Annotated in this window: 17 protein-coding genes and 1 pseudogene; 12 read left to right on the forward strand and 6 right to left on the reverse strand. The window is 72.1% G+C overall.

The window, feature by feature from the left end; genetic code table 11:
• Positions 1 to 58: 58 nt before the first annotated feature.
• The 3 genes from ACZ7G3_RS33865 to ACZ7G3_RS33875 all read right to left on the reverse strand — a co-directional run bounded on the left by ACZ7G3_RS33865 (position 59) and on the right by ACZ7G3_RS33875 (position 3,530).
• Positions 59 to 1,459 carry a DUF2637 domain-containing protein gene (locus ACZ7G3_RS33865; protein WP_470930341.1) on the reverse strand — a complete coding sequence of 467 codons (1,401 nt, stop codon included), beginning with the start codon at positions 1,457 to 1,459 and terminating at the stop codon, positions 59 to 61.
• A gap of 89 nt (positions 1,460 to 1,548) precedes the next feature.
• Positions 1,549 to 2,421 (reverse strand): DUF3558 family protein, encoded by an 873-nt coding sequence (locus ACZ7G3_RS33870; RefSeq protein WP_470930342.1) that lies wholly within the window; start codon positions 2,419 to 2,421, stop codon positions 1,549 to 1,551.
• Between the two features lie 116 nt (positions 2,422 to 2,537).
• Positions 2,538 to 3,530, reverse strand: a complete 993-nt coding sequence (locus tag ACZ7G3_RS33875) for a DUF3558 domain-containing protein (protein WP_470930343.1) — start codon at positions 3,528 to 3,530, stop codon at positions 2,538 to 2,540.
• 204 nt (positions 3,531 to 3,734) lie between these two features.
• Between ACZ7G3_RS33875 and ACZ7G3_RS33880 the strand changes: the two genes are divergently transcribed.
• Positions 3,735 to 4,928, forward strand: a complete 1,194-nt coding sequence (locus ACZ7G3_RS33880) for an RtcB family protein (RefSeq protein WP_470930344.1) — start codon at positions 3,735 to 3,737, stop codon at positions 4,926 to 4,928.
• A gap of 124 nt (positions 4,929 to 5,052) precedes the next feature.
• On the opposite strand, the gene ACZ7G3_RS33885 is transcribed toward ACZ7G3_RS33880, so the two are convergent.
• Both ACZ7G3_RS33885 and ACZ7G3_RS33890 read right to left on the reverse strand, forming a co-directional pair.
• The gene (locus ACZ7G3_RS33885) at positions 5,053 to 5,832 is read right to left on the reverse strand and encodes an SDR family NAD(P)-dependent oxidoreductase (protein WP_470930345.1); all 780 of its coding nucleotides are present in this window, start codon (positions 5,830 to 5,832) and stop codon (positions 5,053 to 5,055) included.
• 54 nt (positions 5,833 to 5,886) lie between these two features.
• Complete coding sequence (locus tag ACZ7G3_RS33890; RefSeq protein ID WP_426602932.1) at positions 5,887 to 6,225, reverse strand: YnfA family protein; 339 nt, start codon at positions 6,223 to 6,225, stop codon at positions 5,887 to 5,889.
• Positions 6,226 to 6,329: 104 nt separating this feature from the next.
• Here ACZ7G3_RS33890 and ACZ7G3_RS33895 point away from each other — a divergent pair, with 104 nt between their 5' ends.
• From ACZ7G3_RS33895 to ACZ7G3_RS33910, 4 genes are all read left to right on the forward strand, one after another.
• Positions 6,330 to 7,421: an LLM class flavin-dependent oxidoreductase gene (locus ACZ7G3_RS33895; protein WP_470930346.1), complete on the forward strand. Its 1,092-nt coding sequence runs from the start codon at positions 6,330 to 6,332 to the stop codon at positions 7,419 to 7,421.
• Positions 7,418 to 8,044 carry a CE1759 family FMN reductase gene (locus ACZ7G3_RS33900; protein ID WP_470930347.1) on the forward strand — a complete coding sequence of 209 codons (627 nt, stop codon included), beginning with the start codon at positions 7,418 to 7,420 and terminating at the stop codon, positions 8,042 to 8,044. Before ACZ7G3_RS33895 ends, ACZ7G3_RS33900 begins: the two co-directional genes overlap by 4 nt.
• Before the next feature lie 61 nt (positions 8,045 to 8,105).
• Entirely contained in the window at positions 8,106 to 8,945 is an 840-nt protein-coding gene (locus ACZ7G3_RS33905) for a response regulator transcription factor (RefSeq protein ID WP_470930348.1), read from the forward strand.
• Entirely contained in the window at positions 8,946 to 10,388 is a 1,443-nt protein-coding gene (locus ACZ7G3_RS33910; protein ID WP_470930349.1) for a sensor histidine kinase, read from the forward strand.
• A gap of 122 nt (positions 10,389 to 10,510) precedes the next feature.
• Here ACZ7G3_RS33910 and ACZ7G3_RS33915 read toward each other — a convergent pair whose 3' ends face one another.
• The gene (locus ACZ7G3_RS33915; RefSeq protein WP_426524856.1) at positions 10,511 to 10,933 is read right to left on the reverse strand and encodes a VOC family protein; all 423 of its coding nucleotides are present in this window, start codon (positions 10,931 to 10,933) and stop codon (positions 10,511 to 10,513) included.
• Between the two features lie 125 nt (positions 10,934 to 11,058).
• Here ACZ7G3_RS33915 and ACZ7G3_RS33920 point away from each other — a divergent pair, with 125 nt between their 5' ends.
• The 7 genes and pseudogenes from ACZ7G3_RS33920 to ACZ7G3_RS33950 all read left to right on the forward strand — a co-directional run.
• The gene (locus ACZ7G3_RS33920) at positions 11,059 to 12,057 is read left to right on the forward strand and encodes a helix-turn-helix transcriptional regulator (protein ID WP_470930350.1); all 999 of its coding nucleotides are present in this window, start codon (positions 11,059 to 11,061) and stop codon (positions 12,055 to 12,057) included.
• Positions 12,058 to 12,149: 92 nt separating this feature from the next.
• Positions 12,150 to 12,515, forward strand: a complete 366-nt coding sequence (locus ACZ7G3_RS33925) for a DUF2089 domain-containing protein (RefSeq protein ID WP_426602944.1) — start codon at positions 12,150 to 12,152, stop codon at positions 12,513 to 12,515.
• On the forward strand, positions 12,512 to 12,772 hold the full coding sequence (locus ACZ7G3_RS33930) for a hypothetical protein (RefSeq protein ID WP_426524850.1): 261 nt from the start codon (positions 12,512 to 12,514) through the stop codon (positions 12,770 to 12,772). Before ACZ7G3_RS33925 ends, ACZ7G3_RS33930 begins: the two co-directional genes overlap by 4 nt.
• A 20-nt stretch (positions 12,773 to 12,792) precedes the next feature.
• A complete protein-coding gene (locus tag ACZ7G3_RS33935) occupies positions 12,793 to 13,224 on the forward strand; it encodes an SHOCT-like domain-containing protein (protein WP_470930351.1) in 432 nt (143 codons plus the stop codon).
• Between the two features lie 266 nt (positions 13,225 to 13,490).
• Complete coding sequence (locus tag ACZ7G3_RS33940; protein ID WP_470930353.1) at positions 13,491 to 14,015, forward strand: hypothetical protein; 525 nt, start codon at positions 13,491 to 13,493, stop codon at positions 14,013 to 14,015.
• 163 nt (positions 14,016 to 14,178) lie between these two features.
• Positions 14,179 to 15,021 carry a DUF4097 family beta strand repeat-containing protein gene (locus tag ACZ7G3_RS33945; RefSeq protein ID WP_470930355.1) on the forward strand — a complete coding sequence of 281 codons (843 nt, stop codon included), beginning with the start codon at positions 14,179 to 14,181 and terminating at the stop codon, positions 15,019 to 15,021.
• A 62-nt stretch (positions 15,022 to 15,083) separates the two neighbouring features.
• Positions 15,084 to 15,249 (forward strand): annotated as a pseudogene (locus ACZ7G3_RS33950) (ABC transporter); the annotation flags it as partial.

The following is a 15,249-nucleotide window of genomic DNA, read 5'->3' on the forward strand; positions in this document are numbered from 1 at the left end:
CGCCCGGTGCGAACCGGGTGCCCCCTTCGCCGTACGTACGTCCGTTCCGTCCCGCCGGTCAGGCGATGTGGTTCTCCTCCAGCTCCGCGTTGAAGCGGTTGGAGTAGCGGGTGACCATGCGCTTGGCATCGGCGTCCGACAGCGAGGTGCCGTACGTCGCCTCGACGTTCTCACCGAACTCGCGCGGGGTCGGGAAACTGTCGTGGATCGACTGCTTGAAGACCTGGTAGTACGCCTCGTCGTCCGGCGCCTGGACACCCGGGACACCGCCGCCCTCACCCAGCTCGCGGGTGCGGTGCGGACCCACCGGGATGGGGAAGCTCCCGGTGTCCTCCGGAGAGGGCTCCTGGACCGGCGGCTCCTCCTCGAACTGCTGCCGGTACTGCTCGGCCTGCCGCTGTTCCGCTTCCCACTGGGCGTACTGGTCCGGGTCGTAAGCGGGGTCGTAGTCGCCGTGGTACTCGACGGACTGCGGGTCCCGGGCGTGCAGCCACGGGTTCTGGTCCGGCGCGGGGACCCCGTCCGGTTCGGGGACCTCGTCGGGTTCGGCGGGCCGGTCCGCTCCGGGTTTCCGGTCCGGTCCGGGGTCCCGGCCCACCGCGGGCTCCTCCCGCGCCGACTCCTCCCGCGCCTGCTCCGGCTCCCGGCCGCCCGGCAGCTCGGGGCGCTGCCCGCTCGCGGGCTCCGCCTTCCGCAGGGCGGGCGGCGTCCCGGCGGCACCGTCGCCCGCGCCCGCGTCCGGCTGCGGCGCCGGCGGGAGCAGGGCCGGCTCGATGCCCGCCGCCGCCAGGCCCGCCGGGGCCGTCTGCGCCAGCGGCACACCGTAGCGGGCCAGGCGCAGCGGCATCAGGGACTCCACGGGGGCCTTGCGGCGCCATCCGCGGCCGAAGCGGGAACGCAGCCGGGCCTGGTACACCAGGCGCTCCTGCTCCAGCTTGATGACCTGCTCGTAGGAGCGCAGCTCCCACAGCTTCATGCGGCGCCACAGCAGGAAGGTCGGCCCCGGCGAGAGCAGCCAGCGGGTGAGGCGGACGCCCTCCATGTGCTTGTCGGCGGTGATGTCGGCGATCCGGCCGATCGCGTGCCGGGCGGCCTCGACGGACACCACGAACAGGACCGGGATCACTCCGTGCATGCCCACACCCAGCGGGTCGGGCCAGGCCGCCGCGCCGTTGAACGCGATCGTCGCCGCCGTCAGCAGCCAGGCCGTCTGCCGCAGCAGCGGGAAGGGGATGCGGATCCAGGTCAGCAGCAGGTCCAGGGCCAGCAGCACGCAGATGCCCGCGTCGATGCCGATCGGGAAGACGTAGCTGAAGTTCCCGAAGCCCTTCTGCAGCGCGAGTTCACGCACCGCCGCGTACGAACCCGCGAAGCCGATCCCGGCGATGATGACGGCACCGAAGACGACCATGCCGATCAGAACGCGATGCGTCCGTGTCAGCTCCAGTGGTGCGGCCACCCGTACTCCCCTCCCAGTGCCTGTTGTTGCGCGCAACAGAGTGGCACATGTGTGCGGGGGACGGGTGGCCGGTGGGTCGGTACGGCCCGTCAGCCCGTCTTCGACGACGACTTGCGCGTCTTCCCGTCCGCATCCGAGTCGGAGTCCGTGTCCGATCCGGAGCCCGATCCGGAGCCCGAGCCGGACGGCGCCGACGAGCCGCTCGACGTACCGCCGCCGTTGGCCTTCGTCACCGCGGCCACGGCCTCCTTGGCGGCCTTCTGGGCGTCCTTGGTCAGGTCGTCGGCGTCCGGCGTCTTGTCGCCGGCCAGGCCCGCGCCGTTGAAGTCGACGGTGACGACGACGTTCTCGACGCGTGCGACGACCGTCTGCTGCTTGAAGGTGCCTTCCTTCTTCTTCAGGTCGTAGCGCACGACCGCGGCCTCGTCACCCGTGCCGCTCACCGGCGTGGTCTGCAGGCCCTTCGCGCCCTGCGTGGACTGGGCGTCCTTCAGCTGCTTCGCGTAGTAGTCGCGCGCCAGCTTGTCGCCCTCGCCGCGCGTCAGATCCGACTCGAAGCGCAGCATCGACACGCTCAGCCAGCGGAACTGGGAGCCCTTCACGCCGTTGTCGTCCAGGCTGTCCCAGGAGCAACCGGCGCGTGTCGCGGTGTCGTTGGACGCGCCCTCCTTGCCGGACTTGGCCTTCGGCACCAGGTCGTCCAGCGTCTTCTTCGACAGCACCGAACACGGCTCCGGAAGCTTCCCGTACGCCGCGGGCCGCACCGTCGGGGACGGGCTCGCCGACTTCGACGGGGACGCCTTGGCCGCGGCCTTGCCCTCGCCGTCGTCGGAGCCGGAGTCCGAGGAGCAGCCGGCTGCCACCAGCATCACGGGTACGGCGGCCGCGCCGACAAGGACGCGGGTGAGTCGCTTCGCTCGCTGATCACGCTGGGCTCGTCGCTGCATGGTTCCTTCACTCATGGCACTCGTGGTTCCTGCGGTCGGAACGGGTCCGGGGGGCCACGGTACGCGTTGGGGGAACCGGGCGGTCCGCTCCAGGTGCTTCGCACGCGGACGCCGGCGGGCCCGGGCGGGGCTCAACCGCTCAGTGAATCCGCCAGCCGGGACGCCAGTTTCCGCGCCATGTCCTGCATTTCCTCGCTGTCCGGCACGACTCCGAGCGTCGCCGGCTGTTCCGCGTACTCGATGGTCACCACGACGTTCGACGTGCGGAACGCCACAGTCACCGTGCGGCGCTTCGCCGTCGAACCGGAGCTGCCCAGCTCGTCGTCCACGAACGCCTCGTCACCCAGGTCGTCGAGCAGACGGGGCTGGAGGCCGGTGGGCGTGGCGTCGGCGGACGGGCTCGACGAGGGGGCGCCGGACGACGCGGAGCCGGAAGCCGTGGCGGAGGGCGTGCCGGGTGACGCGGAGCCGGACGGCGACGCGGATCCCGGCGTGGCACCGGGCGCGGAACCCGCACCCGACGCCGGCTCAGACTTCGAACCGGCAGCCGGCGTCGACTCCGATCCCGACTCCGGCCCTGACTCCGACTCGGATCCTGACTCCGATTCGGACTGCGACTCCGCGTCCGACGCCGACTCGGAGCCCGACGCCGACCCCGGCTCCGAGGTGACCGGTACGGGCAGGTCGGCCGCCTCCACCTGCTTGGCGAAGAGCTGCTCGGCCTCGCTGTCGTCGCTCACCTCGTTGTCGTACGAGACCACCCGCTCGAAGTCGACGAAGAGATGGTTGGTGGCGTCCGCCGACTCCACCTTCCAGCGGCAGCCGACCTTGCGGTCCGTGTCGTAGGCGGGCGTCGCCTCGCCCGCGTACGCCTTCTCCCGCTGCTCCTGGTCCGCGATCTCCTCGATGCCGGGCAGGAGCGCGTCGAGTGACTTGTCGCCGACCGCGCCGCACGGCTCCGGAAGGAAGCGGTACTTGCCGGGCTCGGCCGCCTCGGCCGCGACACCGGGCTGTCCCGGGTTGGAATCGTCCGACGTGGCTCCGTCGTCCGAGCCGCCGGTGCAGCCGGCCAGCAACGCCGCCAGGAGGGCGGCGACGCCGGGTACGTAGGCCTTCCGCTGCACGGTGCGGCTCCTCTCGCCGGTGTGGCTGTGGGTCGGTACTCCAGTGTCCCCGCTCGTTATTCGCTTGCCGCGACGGGGCGCCCCCTGCAGACAATGTGTATCGCACGCGCTGCCGTGAACGCCGGTCGGTTGTCTCTTTGGTCGACCTTGGCGCCGGTTTTGCGCATTGAGACTTCTGTTTGTTTCCGGGGGAATGAGGACGATATGTCGTACGTGGAAATGCCGGGGGCGAAGGTGCCGATCCGGATGTGGACCGACCCGGCGACCGTGGAGGACGTGGCCCTCCAGCAGCTGCGCAACGTCGCGACCCTGCCGTGGATCAAGGGCCTGGCGGTCATGCCGGACGTGCACTACGGCAAGGGGGCGACGGTCGGGTCGGTCATCGCCATGCAGGGCGCGGTGTGCCCGGCGGCGGTGGGCGTGGACATCGGCTGCGGGATGTCGGCGGTGAAGACGTCCCTGACGGCGAACGACCTCCCGGGCGACCTGTCGCGGCTGCGCTCGAAGATCGAGCAGGCGATTCCGGTGGGCCGGGGGATGCACGACAGTCCCGTCGAGCCGGGGCGCTTCCACGGGCTGGCGACGGCCGGGTGGGACGACTTCTGGGGGCGGTTCGACGGAGTGGCGGAGGCGGTCAAGTTCCGTCATGAGCGGGCCGGAAAGCAGATGGGAACGCTCGGAAGCGGCAACCACTTTGTTGAGGTTTGCACGGATACGACCGGTTCCGTCTGGCTGATGTTGCACTCCGGTTCCCGCAACATCGGCAAGGAACTCGCCGAACACCACATCGGTATCGCCCAGAAGCTCCCGCACAACCAGGGCCTGGTCGACCGCGACCTCGCGGTGTTCGTCGCGGACACCCCGCAGATGGCGGCGTACCGCAACGACTTGTTCTGGGCGCAGGAGTACGCGAAGTACAACCGCACCCTGATGATGGCGCTCCTGAAGGACGTGGTCCGCAAGGAGTTCAAGAAGGCGAAGCCGGCCTTCGAGCCGGAGATCAGCGCGCATCACAACTACGTGGCCGAAGAGCGCTACGACGGGATGGACCTGCTCGTCACCCGCAAGGGCGCGATCCGGGCCGGTTCCGGCGAGTACGGGATCATCCCGGGCTCCATGGGTACGGGCTCGTACATCGTGAAGGGCCTCGGGAACGCCGAGTCCTTCAACTCCGCCTCCCACGGCGCCGGCCGGCGCATGAGCCGGAACGCGGCCAAGCGGCGCTTCTCCACGAAGGACCTGGAGGAGCAGACGCGGGGCGTGGAGTGCCGCAAGGACTCGGGCGTCGTGGACGAGATCCCGGGCGCCTACAAGCCCATCGACCAGGTCATCGACCAGCAGCGCGACCTCGTGGAGGTCGTGGCGAAGCTGAAGCAGGTCGTCTGCGTGAAGGGCTGACCTCCGGGGCGGCGTCCGGCGTCAGCACCTCCCGGTGCGCCTCGGCGTCAGCCCTCCCGGTGCGCCTCGGCGTCAGCCCTACCGGGTGCGCCTTCGTCGTCAGCCCCACCGGTGATCTTCGGCGTCAGCCCTCCCGGTGCACCTTCGTGTTCGACGCCTGGGCGCGGGGGCGGACGACCAGGAGGTCGATGTTGACGTGGGCGGGGCGGGTGACCGCCCAGGTGATGGTGTCGGCGACGTCGTCGGCGGTCAGGGGGTCGGCGACGCCCTGGTAGACCTTGGCCGCCTTGTCCCGGTCGCCGCCGAAGCGGGTCAGGGCGAACTCGTCGGTCTTCACCATGCCGGGCGCGATCTCGATGACGCGGACCGGGCGGCCGACGATCTCCAGGCGGAGGGTCTCGGCGAGGACGTGTTCGCCGTGCTTGGCGGCGACGTAGCCCGCGCCGCCCTCGTAGGTGGAGAGGCCGGCGGTCGAGGAGACGACGACGATCGTGCCGTCGCCGCTCGCCTCCAGCCCGGGGAGCAGGGCCTGGGTGAGGTTGAGGGTGCCGATGACGTTCGTCTCGTACATGCGGCGCCAGTCGTCCGGGTCGCCGGTGGCCACCGGGTCGGCGCCGAGCGCGCCGCCCGCGTTGTTGACGAGGACGCCGATCGTCTTGAAGGCGGTGGCGAACTCGTCGACGGCCGCGCGGTCGGTGACGTCCAGGGGGTAGGCCGTGGCCTTGTGGCCGGCCGCCTGGATCTCCTCCGCCAGCGCCTCGATGCGGTCCTTGCGGCGGGCGGTGAGGACGACGCGGTAGCCGGCTTCGGCGAGTTGCCGGGCCGTAGCGGCGCCGATGCCGCTGCTCGCACCGGTGACGACGGCGATGCGGGAGGCGGCGGACGGGGCGGCTGCGGTGGCCATGGGCTGCTCCTGTTGCGTGACGGGTGCGGTGCGGACGGTCGCCGACCAGGGTAGTCAGCCGCCGTTGCGGGGCGCCCACATGATCACGGCCATCCCCGCGAGGCAGACCAGCGCCCCGGTGATGTCCCAGCGGTCGGGGCGGTAGCCGTCCGCGACCACGCCCCACAGGATCGAGCCGGCCACGAAGATCCCGCCGTACGCGGCGAGGATGCGGCCGAAGTGGGCGTCGGGCTGGAAGGTGGCGACGAAGCCGTAGGCGCCGAGGGCGAGGACCCCGCCGAGGGCCCACAGCCAGCCGCGCTGTTCGCGCACGCCCTGCCAGACCAGCCAGGCGCCGCCGATCTCGAAGAGGGCGGCGACGACGAAGAGGGCGGCGGAGCGGAGGACCAGCATGGGGGCAGCTTCGCACGGGGAGGAACGGGGGGCGGAATAACGCCCGGGGGTCCTCCGTTCCACGAGTATAGTTGAACCGTCAACAACTCGGAGGTTGAGCGACCATGCAGTTCGGCATCTTCACCGTCGGCGACGTCACCCCGGACCCGACCACGGGCCGGACGCCGACCGAGCGTGAGCGCATCAAGGCCATGGTCGCCATCGCGCTGAAGGCCGAGGAGGTCGGCCTGGACGTCTTCGCGACCGGCGAGCACCACAACCCGCCCTTCGTGCCCTCGTCCCCGACCACGATGCTCGGCTACATCGCGGCCCGCACCGAGCGGCTGATCCTCTCCACCTCCACCACCCTCATCACCACCAACGACCCGGTGAAGATCGCGGAGGACTTCGCGATGCTCCAGCACCTGGCCGACGGCCGGGTGGACCTGATGATGGGGCGCGGCAACACCGGGCCGGTCTACCCGTGGTTCGGCAAGGACATCCGCGAGGGCATCAACCTCGCGGTCGAGAACTACGCCCTGCTCCACCGCCTGTGGCGCGAGGACGTCGTGAACTGGGAGGGGAAGTTCCGCACCCCGCTCCAGGGCTTCACCTCCACGCCCCGCCCGCTGGACGGTGTCGCGCCGTTCGTCTGGCACGGCTCGATCCGGTCCCCGGAGATCGCCGAGCAGGCCGCGTACTACGGCGACGGCTTCTTCCACAACAACATCTTCTGGCCCGCCGACCACACCAAGCGCATGGTCGAGCTGTACCGGGCCCGCTACGCCCACTACGGGCACGGCACCCCCGAGCAGGCGATCGTCGGCCTGGGCGGGCAGGTGTTCATGCGGAAGAACAGCCAGGACGCGGTGCGCGAGTTCCGGCCGTACTTCGACGTCGCCCCCGTCTACGGGCACGGGCCGTCGCTGGAGGACTTCACCGAGCAGACGCCGCTCACCGTCGGCTCCCCGCAGCAGGTGATCGAGAAGACGCTCGCCTTCCGCGAGTACGCCGGTGACTACCAGCGCCAGCTGTTCCTCATGGACCACGCCGGGCTGCCCCTGAAGACCGTGCTGGAGCAGCTCGACCTGCTCGGTGAGGAGGTCGTGCCGGTCCTGCGCGAGGAGTTCGCCAAGAACCGCCCGGCCGCCGTGCCGGACGCCCCCACCCACGCGTCGCTGCTGGCCGGCGCGCGCAAGGAAGGAGTACGGGCGTGAAGCTCGTCGTCGTCTCCGCGGGACTGGGCGTCCCGTCCTCCACCCGGCTGCTCGCCGACCGGCTGGCCGCCGCCACCGTCGCCGCAGGCGCCCCACCGGCGTCCGCGGAGGTCCAGGTGGTCGAGGTGCGCGATCTCGCCGTGGAGATCGCGCACACCTTCACCAACGGCTTCCCCGGGCGGAACCTGTCCGCCGCCTTCGACGCGGTGGCGGCGGCCGACGGCCTGATCGTCGTCACGCCGGTGTTCTCGGCGTCGTACAGCGGGCTGTTCAAGTCGTTCTTCGACGCGCTGAGCGTGACCGACGCGGACGCCCTCGCCGGGAAGCCGGTGCTGATCGGCGCGACCGGCGGCACGGCCCGGCACTCGCTCGTCCTGGACCACGCGCTGCGACCGCTCTTCGCCCACCTCAAGGCCGTCGTCGTACCGACCGGCGTCTACGCCGCCTCGGAGGACTGGGGAGCCGAGGGGCTGGACGGGCGGATCGACCGGGCGGCCGGGGAGCTGGCGGCGCTGACGGCCGGGCTGTCGACGGCCGTGAAGCCGGCCGTGGAGCCGGCCGCGGACGCCGACGGGATCGTGCCGTTCGAGGAGCGGCTCGCCGCGCTGCGGCCCGCCGGGTGAGATCTCGGTAAGAACCCCGGCCGTCCGGTCGCAGGGGCCCTGGCCTTGGCAGACTGGGCGCGTGCCCCGGACTGTTCTGCTCGCCGAAGACGACCGCGCCATCCGGCACGCCCTGGAGCGCGCCCTCACCCTGGAGGGCTACCGGGTCACCGCGGTCGCGGACGGCGTCGAGGCGCTGGCGCAGGCCCACCGCGGCCGGCCGGACGTCCTCGTGCTGGACGTGATGATGCCGGGCATCGACGGCCTCCAGGTCTGCCGGGCGCTGCGCGCGGAGGGCGATTCCACGCCGATCCTGATACTGACGGCGCTGGTGGAGACCGCCGAGCGCATCGCGGGCCTGGACGCGGGCGCCGACGACTACGTGGTGAAGCCCTTCGACGTCGAGGAGGTCTTCGCCCGGCTGCGCGCCCTGCTGCGCCGCACGGAAGGCCGCACGGAGGGTCGTATGGACGGCCGGACGGAGAGCCGCATGGACGGCCGTGCCGACGGCCGTGCGGAGGCGGGGCAGCCGGACGGCACCGCCGGAGCGGACGGCCCCGCTCGGCCGGGCGGCCCGGCCCCGTCGCGGTCCGGCCCCGTTCCGGACGAGCCGGACGACGGCCGGTACCTCGCGGCGGCGGGACTGCGCATGGACCCGCGGGCCCGCCGCGCCTGGCGGGACGGGCGTGAGCTGGAACTGACCCGCACCGAGTTCGAGCTGCTGGAACTGCTGGTCCGCAACGCGGGCATCGTGCTCGACCACTCCACCATCTACGACCGCATCTGGGGCTACGACTTCGGGCCCGGCTCCAAGAACCTCGCCGTCTACGTCGGCTACCTGCGCCGCAAACTGGACCGGCCGGGGGCGCCGCAGCTGATCCAGACCGTGCGCGGGGTGGGTTACGTGCTGCGGGAGGACTGAGTGGGCCACTCCCCGCTCGGGCGCCGGCCCCGGCTGCTGTCGCTGCGGACGACGTTCGCGGTGTCGTTCGCGACGGTCACCGCCGTGGTCACGGTCGTCGTCGGGGTGCTGTCGTACAGCGCCGCGGCCCGGCTGGTCCGGGTGGACCAGGAGTCCGTCTTCGACCAGGTCGTGCAGGACCTGCGGGCCGAGGTGCGCCTGCGGAGGCTCTCGCCCCTCGACTTCTCCACGTCCGCGCCGGGCCACGACATCGTGCGCCCGGCCCGCACCGACGTGCAGGTGCTCGGGCCGGACGGTGACATCTTCGACCCGGCCGGCCCGCGGCTGCCGGTCACCGGCGCCGACCGGCGGACCGCGGGCGCGGCGACGGCGGGGCGGATGGTCGAGCACGAGGACGTCGGCGTCGGCCACGACGCCTTCCGGGTCGCGACCGTCGCCCTCGGCGGCGGCCGGGGCGCGGTGCAGGTGGCGCAGGAGTTCAGTGACACCGAGGACCTGCTGCGGACGCTGCAACGGCGGACGCTGCTCCTGATGGCGGCGGTCGTGACGGGTGCCGGACTGTTCGGCTGGTGGCTGGCCAGGCGCATCACCCGGCGTCTGGTCGTCCTCACCTCCGCCGCCGAGAACGTCGCACGCACCCGCCGCCTCGGCATCCAGGTCCCGGTCACCGGCCCCGACGAGGTGGGCCGCCTCGGCCGCGCCTTCGACCTGATGCTGGGCCGCCTCGCCCAGTCGGAGGAGGACCAGCGGCGCCTGGTCCAGGACGCGGGCCACGAGCTGCGTACGCCGCTGACCTCGCTGCGGACCAACATCTCGCTGCTGCGCCGGATCGACGAACTCCCGCCCGCCGCCCGCGAGGAACTGGTCGCCGACCTGGGGCAGGAGGCCCGCGAGCTGACCGACCTGGTCAACGAACTGGTCGAACTGGCGGCCGGCCAGTGGGCCGGCGAGCCCCCGCAGCGGGTCGACGTGGCCCGGATCGCGCACGACGTGGCGGCCCTGGCCCGGCGCCGCACCGGCCGGGAGATCGGCGTACGGGCCTGCGGAGGGACGACGACGCAGGGCCGGCCCGCCATGCTGGCCCGCGCCCTCTCCAACCTGGTCGAGAACGCCGCGAAGTTCGACCCCGAAGGCACCGGCCCCATCGAGGTCGCCGTCGCCGGACCCGCCCTCCCGGGCACGATCCGCGTCGAGGTCCTCGACCGCGGCCCCGGCATCCGTGACGCCGACCTGACCCGTGTCTTCGACCGCTTCTACCGCGCCGCCGACGCCCGCTCCCGGCCCGGCTCGGGCCTCGGCCTGTCCATCGTGCGGGAGGTGGCGCTGGCGCACGGGGGAGCGCCGTTCGCCTACCGGCGGGCCGGGGGAGGGGCGGTGATCGGGTTCACGGTCGTCGGGGCCGTGGAGGACGGGCCGCTCACCGGTGGGCCGCCGGGCGGCTGACCGGGCGGGCGCCGATCCCGTCCGCGACACGGGGGCACGGCACCGCACGGCACGGGCGGGCGCGGCAGGGCGCGGACCGACACGCCCGCCCGCTCGCGCCCCCTCCCTCCCCGCTGTGTGGATCAGCCGTTGTACGGGGCCGCCACGTCCAGGACCCAGGTCACGCCGAAGCGGTCGGTGAGCATGCCGTACAGCGGGGCCCACTGCGAGGGTTCCAGGGGCTGCACCACCGTCGATCCCTCCGCCAGCTTCTGCCAGAGGGTGCTGATCTCGTCCGTGTCGTCACCGCGCACGGAGACGAAGAAGGGGCGGCTGCCCTGGTCCCAGGGCAGGTCGGAGGGCACGTCGTAGGCCATGACGTGGAAGCCGTTGTCGCCCACCACCTCGCCCCACGTCACCCAGTCCGCTTCGTTCTCGTTCCGCGTGTTGCCGGTGTCCTTGTACGTGACGGCGGTGACGCGTCCGCCGAAGACGGACCGGTAGTGGTCCAGCGCCGCCCGGGCGTCGCCCCGGAAGTTCAGATGGGTGGTGGTCGTGACGGCCATGGCCTTCTCCCTGCTCTCGGCGGTTCTGTGCTCTCTCGCGGGCCCTGCTCTCTGGTGGACCCGGGGTTCACCGTTCCAGGGGTAGCGGACAGGTTGTGTCCTGTACCGCGCCCACAATGGTGGGCATGCAGAAGACTTCCTCGCGGTTGCTCGCACTGCTCTCACTGCTTCAGGCGCATCGCGACTGGTCCGGTGACGATCTCGCCGAGCGGCTCGACATCACCCCGCGCACCGTGCGCCGCGACATCGACCGGCTACGGGAGCTGGGCTACCCGATCCTCGCTTTCAAGGGGCCCTCCGGCGGCTACCGCCTGGACGCCGGCTCGCAACTGCCCCCGCTGCTGTTCGACGACGGCCAGGCCGTCGCCCTGGCCCTCGCCCTGCAGTCCGCGGTCACCAGCGGCACGATCGGCGAGGACGCCGCACGGGCGCTGTCCACCGTTCGCCAGGTCATGCCGCCCCGCCTGCGGCAGCGCATCGACATGGTGCGGGTCACCGCCGTTCCGTCGCCCGGGTCCGGTGACGCGGCACCGGTCGACACGGCGGTCCTCATGGAGCTGAGCCGCGTCGTCCACGCCCGCGAGGAGCTGCGCTTCGACTACGGGCACGACGCCACCGGCTCCACCGGTCGGCCCCGCCGCGTACAGCCCCATCACCTCGTCACCCGGCGCGGCCACTGGTACCTGGTCGCCTGGGACCTCGACCGTGCCGACTGGCGCACCTTCCGCGTCGACCGCGTACACCCGCGCACTCCGACCGGCCCGCGCTTCAGCCCGCGCGAGGTCCCCGGTGGCGACGTGGCCGCGTTCGTCACCGGCCACTTCCGCGGAACCGACGGCTCCACCGCCGACTGGCCCTGCATCGGCGAGGTCGTCCTCGACCTCCCCGCGCGGGCCGTGGCCCCCTTCGCGCAGGACGCGGTCGTCGAAGAACTCGGCCCCGACCGCTGCCGCCTCACCCTCGGCTCCTGGTCGTGGACCGGCCTCGCCGCCGCGCTCTGCCGCTTCGACGCCGACGTCGAAGTCGTCGGCCCGCCCCAACTGACCAGCGCGTTCGCCGAACTGGCCGCGCGCTGCGCCAACGCGGCGGGCGCGAGCGAGTTGAATTCCACGAACGTGGAATGAAGAAAATGAAGGTGTAGCCGTTGACCGCTTAAGAAAATCAAAGTACAAACAGGGATGAGCGCGGTCGTCGAGTCGAAGGCAGGGAGCCGAGGGTGGACTGGCAGGAACTGACGGACCTGACGCAAGGGCGGCCGTTCGTGGTCGAGCGGGTCCGCCTCGCCGACAGCGGCGTCGCGATCGAGGGGCAGTTCGAGCCGCCGCAGCTGGCTCAGCTCGGCATCGACGACCAGGTGTTCGTCGCCGCGTTCGTGCGGTCGCACGGTTCGATCAAGGAGATGGAGCGGATCTTCGGGGTGAGCTACCCGACGGTCAAGTCCCGGCTGAAGCGGATCGCCGAGCACCTCGACTTCGTCGACACCGACCCGGCGCCGACCGGTGCCGCCGACGTCGTCGACCGCCTGCGCCGGGGGGAGATCAGCGCCCAGGAGGCGCTGGCCGAGCTGGAGAGGTCCCGGTGATCCCCCAGCTGGTGACGGTGTGCTGGCGCCGCCCGGGCAGCCGTCGGCGGCGGTTGTACGTCCCCGTCCTGCCGGTGCTGGTGGTGCTGTCACCGCTGCTGCTGCTCGCCGTGGCGGCCGGACTGGTCGCCTGCCTCGTCACCCGGGTGAGCCCGGTGGGCGCGCTGCGCGGCGCCGGGCAGCTGCTGTGGGCGCTGCCCGGCACCCGGATCGAGATCGAGCAGGGCCGGACGGCCGTGCTGGTAAGCGTCGGATGAGTCGGAGGGATGGGGAGATCATGAACGAGCAGCGCCGCCAGGTCCTGGAGATGCTGGCCGAGGGCAGAATCACCGCGGACGAGGCCGAGCGGCTCATCGACGCCCTCGAGCGAGACCGGCCCGAGGCGCCGCCGGGAGCCTCGCCCCGCCCGAAGCCCCGGGCCAAGTACCTGCGCGTGGTGGTGGACGCGGTGGACGAACCCGGCGGTGACGGGCCGAGCCGGGTCGACATCCGCGTCCCGATGCAGCTGCTGCGTGCCGGGGTCCGGCTCACGAGCCTGGTCCCTCCGCAGGCGCTCGCCAAGGCCAACGCGGAACTGAACAGGTCCGGGGTGCCGATCGACCTCACCGAACTCAAGCCGCAGCAGATGGAGGACCTCGTCGACCAGCTCGACGAGGTCGCCATCGACGTCGACGACTCCGGCACCAAGGTGCGGGTCTTCTGTGAGTGACGCCGCCACGGCGGGGTGGCCGGGGTGCCGCTGAGTGCCTGCACCACCGGCCGGCCCGCTTGGCGCCATACGGCGCCATACGGCGCCACCTGGTGCCAAGCGGTGCCATTTCACGGCACCTGGGAGTGTCCCAACGTGCCGATGTCGTCGTCGTTCGTGCAGTGTTGGGTGCGTTTCCGCAGGTCGGAGGGGTTTTCTCGGCGTTCCGTCGGGTTCGGTGCCGCGCATGCTTGCGTGTGGCGCCACTGTGGTGCCATAATGGCGTCATGGACCTCACCCCGTATGTCGACACTCTCCGCCGTGAACTCGCGGTGGCCGCCGAAGCCGGCGGGGAAGACGCCCGTGTGCTGGCCGAGAGGCTCACCGCTCCGCTGGAGTCGGCGACCCGGCTGACCATGCTCAACGTGCTCTCCGCCGCGATGGACGAGATCACCCGTGAACTCGCCCCCGGCTCGGTCGACGTGCGGCTGCGCGGGCTCGACCCGGACTTCGTGGTGACGCCGCCGCCCACCGACGACCGTGCCCCCGCCGAGCCGGCCGCCCCCGTGGAACCGCCCAGGGCCGCGGCCTCGGTCCCGGCCGAAGGTGACGAGGGCGGCACCGCCCGCGTCAACCTGCGCCTGCCGGCCCACCTCAAGGCGCGCGCGGAGGAGGCCGCGAGCCGCGAGGGCCTGTCGGTCAACGCGTGGCTGGTGCGTGCCGTGTCGGCCGCGGTCGACGGCGGCACCCGGCCGCAGGCGGCGGAGAAGACCCGGACGCTCGGACAGAGCTTCACGGGCTGGGTGCGCTAGCCGCGCCCGGCGCACGCGGCGCCACCTCACCAAGCGCCGGCTCACCCGCACATCCGCACACCCGCTCACTCGCACACCCGCTCACCAGCTCACCCGCACCGCTTCACCGACACCACGTCCCCTCAGCCGGGACGTCCTGAAGACCCAAGAGGACGGGACAGCCATGCCTTCTTTCGACACTCCCGAAGCGATCTCGGCCACGGCGCGCGTGGAGGCCGGTTCCATCCAGTTCGCCGCGGGCGACCGCGTCGAAACCGTCGTCGAGGTGCGGCCCCGCGACCCCGGGAAGGACCTGGACGTGCGGACGGCCGACCAGACCGAGGTGACGTACGCGAACGGCGAACTGACCGTCAGGACGCCCAAGTCCGGCCTGTTCGGGCGCACCGGCACCGTCGACGTGACGGTCGAACTGCCCACGGGCTCGCGCGTCGACCTGACCGGTGCCTGGACCCAGGTGCTCGGCGAGGGCCGGCTCGGCGAAGTCCACGTGAAGGTTTCGTCCGGCGACGTCCGCCTCGATGCGACCGGCCCTCTGAAGCTGACCGCGTCGCACGGCTCGATCACCGTGGACCGGGTCGAGGGCGCGGCCGAGATCACCACCAGTTCGGGCAGCCTGCGCGTCGGCCTGCTCGACGGCCCCGCCGTCCTGAAGAACTCGCACGGCACCACGACCGTCGGCGCCGCGACCGGCGAGCTGCGGGTGAGCGGAGCCAACGGCGACATCGACATCGCCCGCGCCGAGGACTCGGTCACCGCCACCACCGCCCACGGAACCCTGCGCGTGGGCGACGCGGTCCGCGGCACCGTCCAGTTGGAGACCAGTTACGGCGCCATCGAGGTCGGTGTCCGTGAGGGCACGGCCGCCTGGCTCGACGTCCACGCGGGCTCCGGCCAGGTACGCAACTCGCTCACCGCGTCCGAGACACCGCACGAGGGCGACGACACGGTCAAGGTCCGCGCCCGCACCCGGCACGGGAACATCGACGTCCGGCGCGCCAAGGCCTGAGCCCCGCCCCGCGGGCCCGCCCACTCACCCCGATCACCTCGCCCCTCGAAAGGGAGGACTCCATGCCTTCATCTGTCATGTCCACGTCCAGGCAGGGGGGCGGTCAGGCGTCCCCGGCCGCCGTCTCCGCCGTCGGGCTGCGCAAGTCGTACGGCGACAAGACCGTCCTCGACGGCGTCGACCTGCACATCCCGGCCGGTTCCGTGTTCGCCCTGCTCGGGCCGAACG

Source organism: Streptomyces sp. NPDC037271, assembly GCF_055603605.1.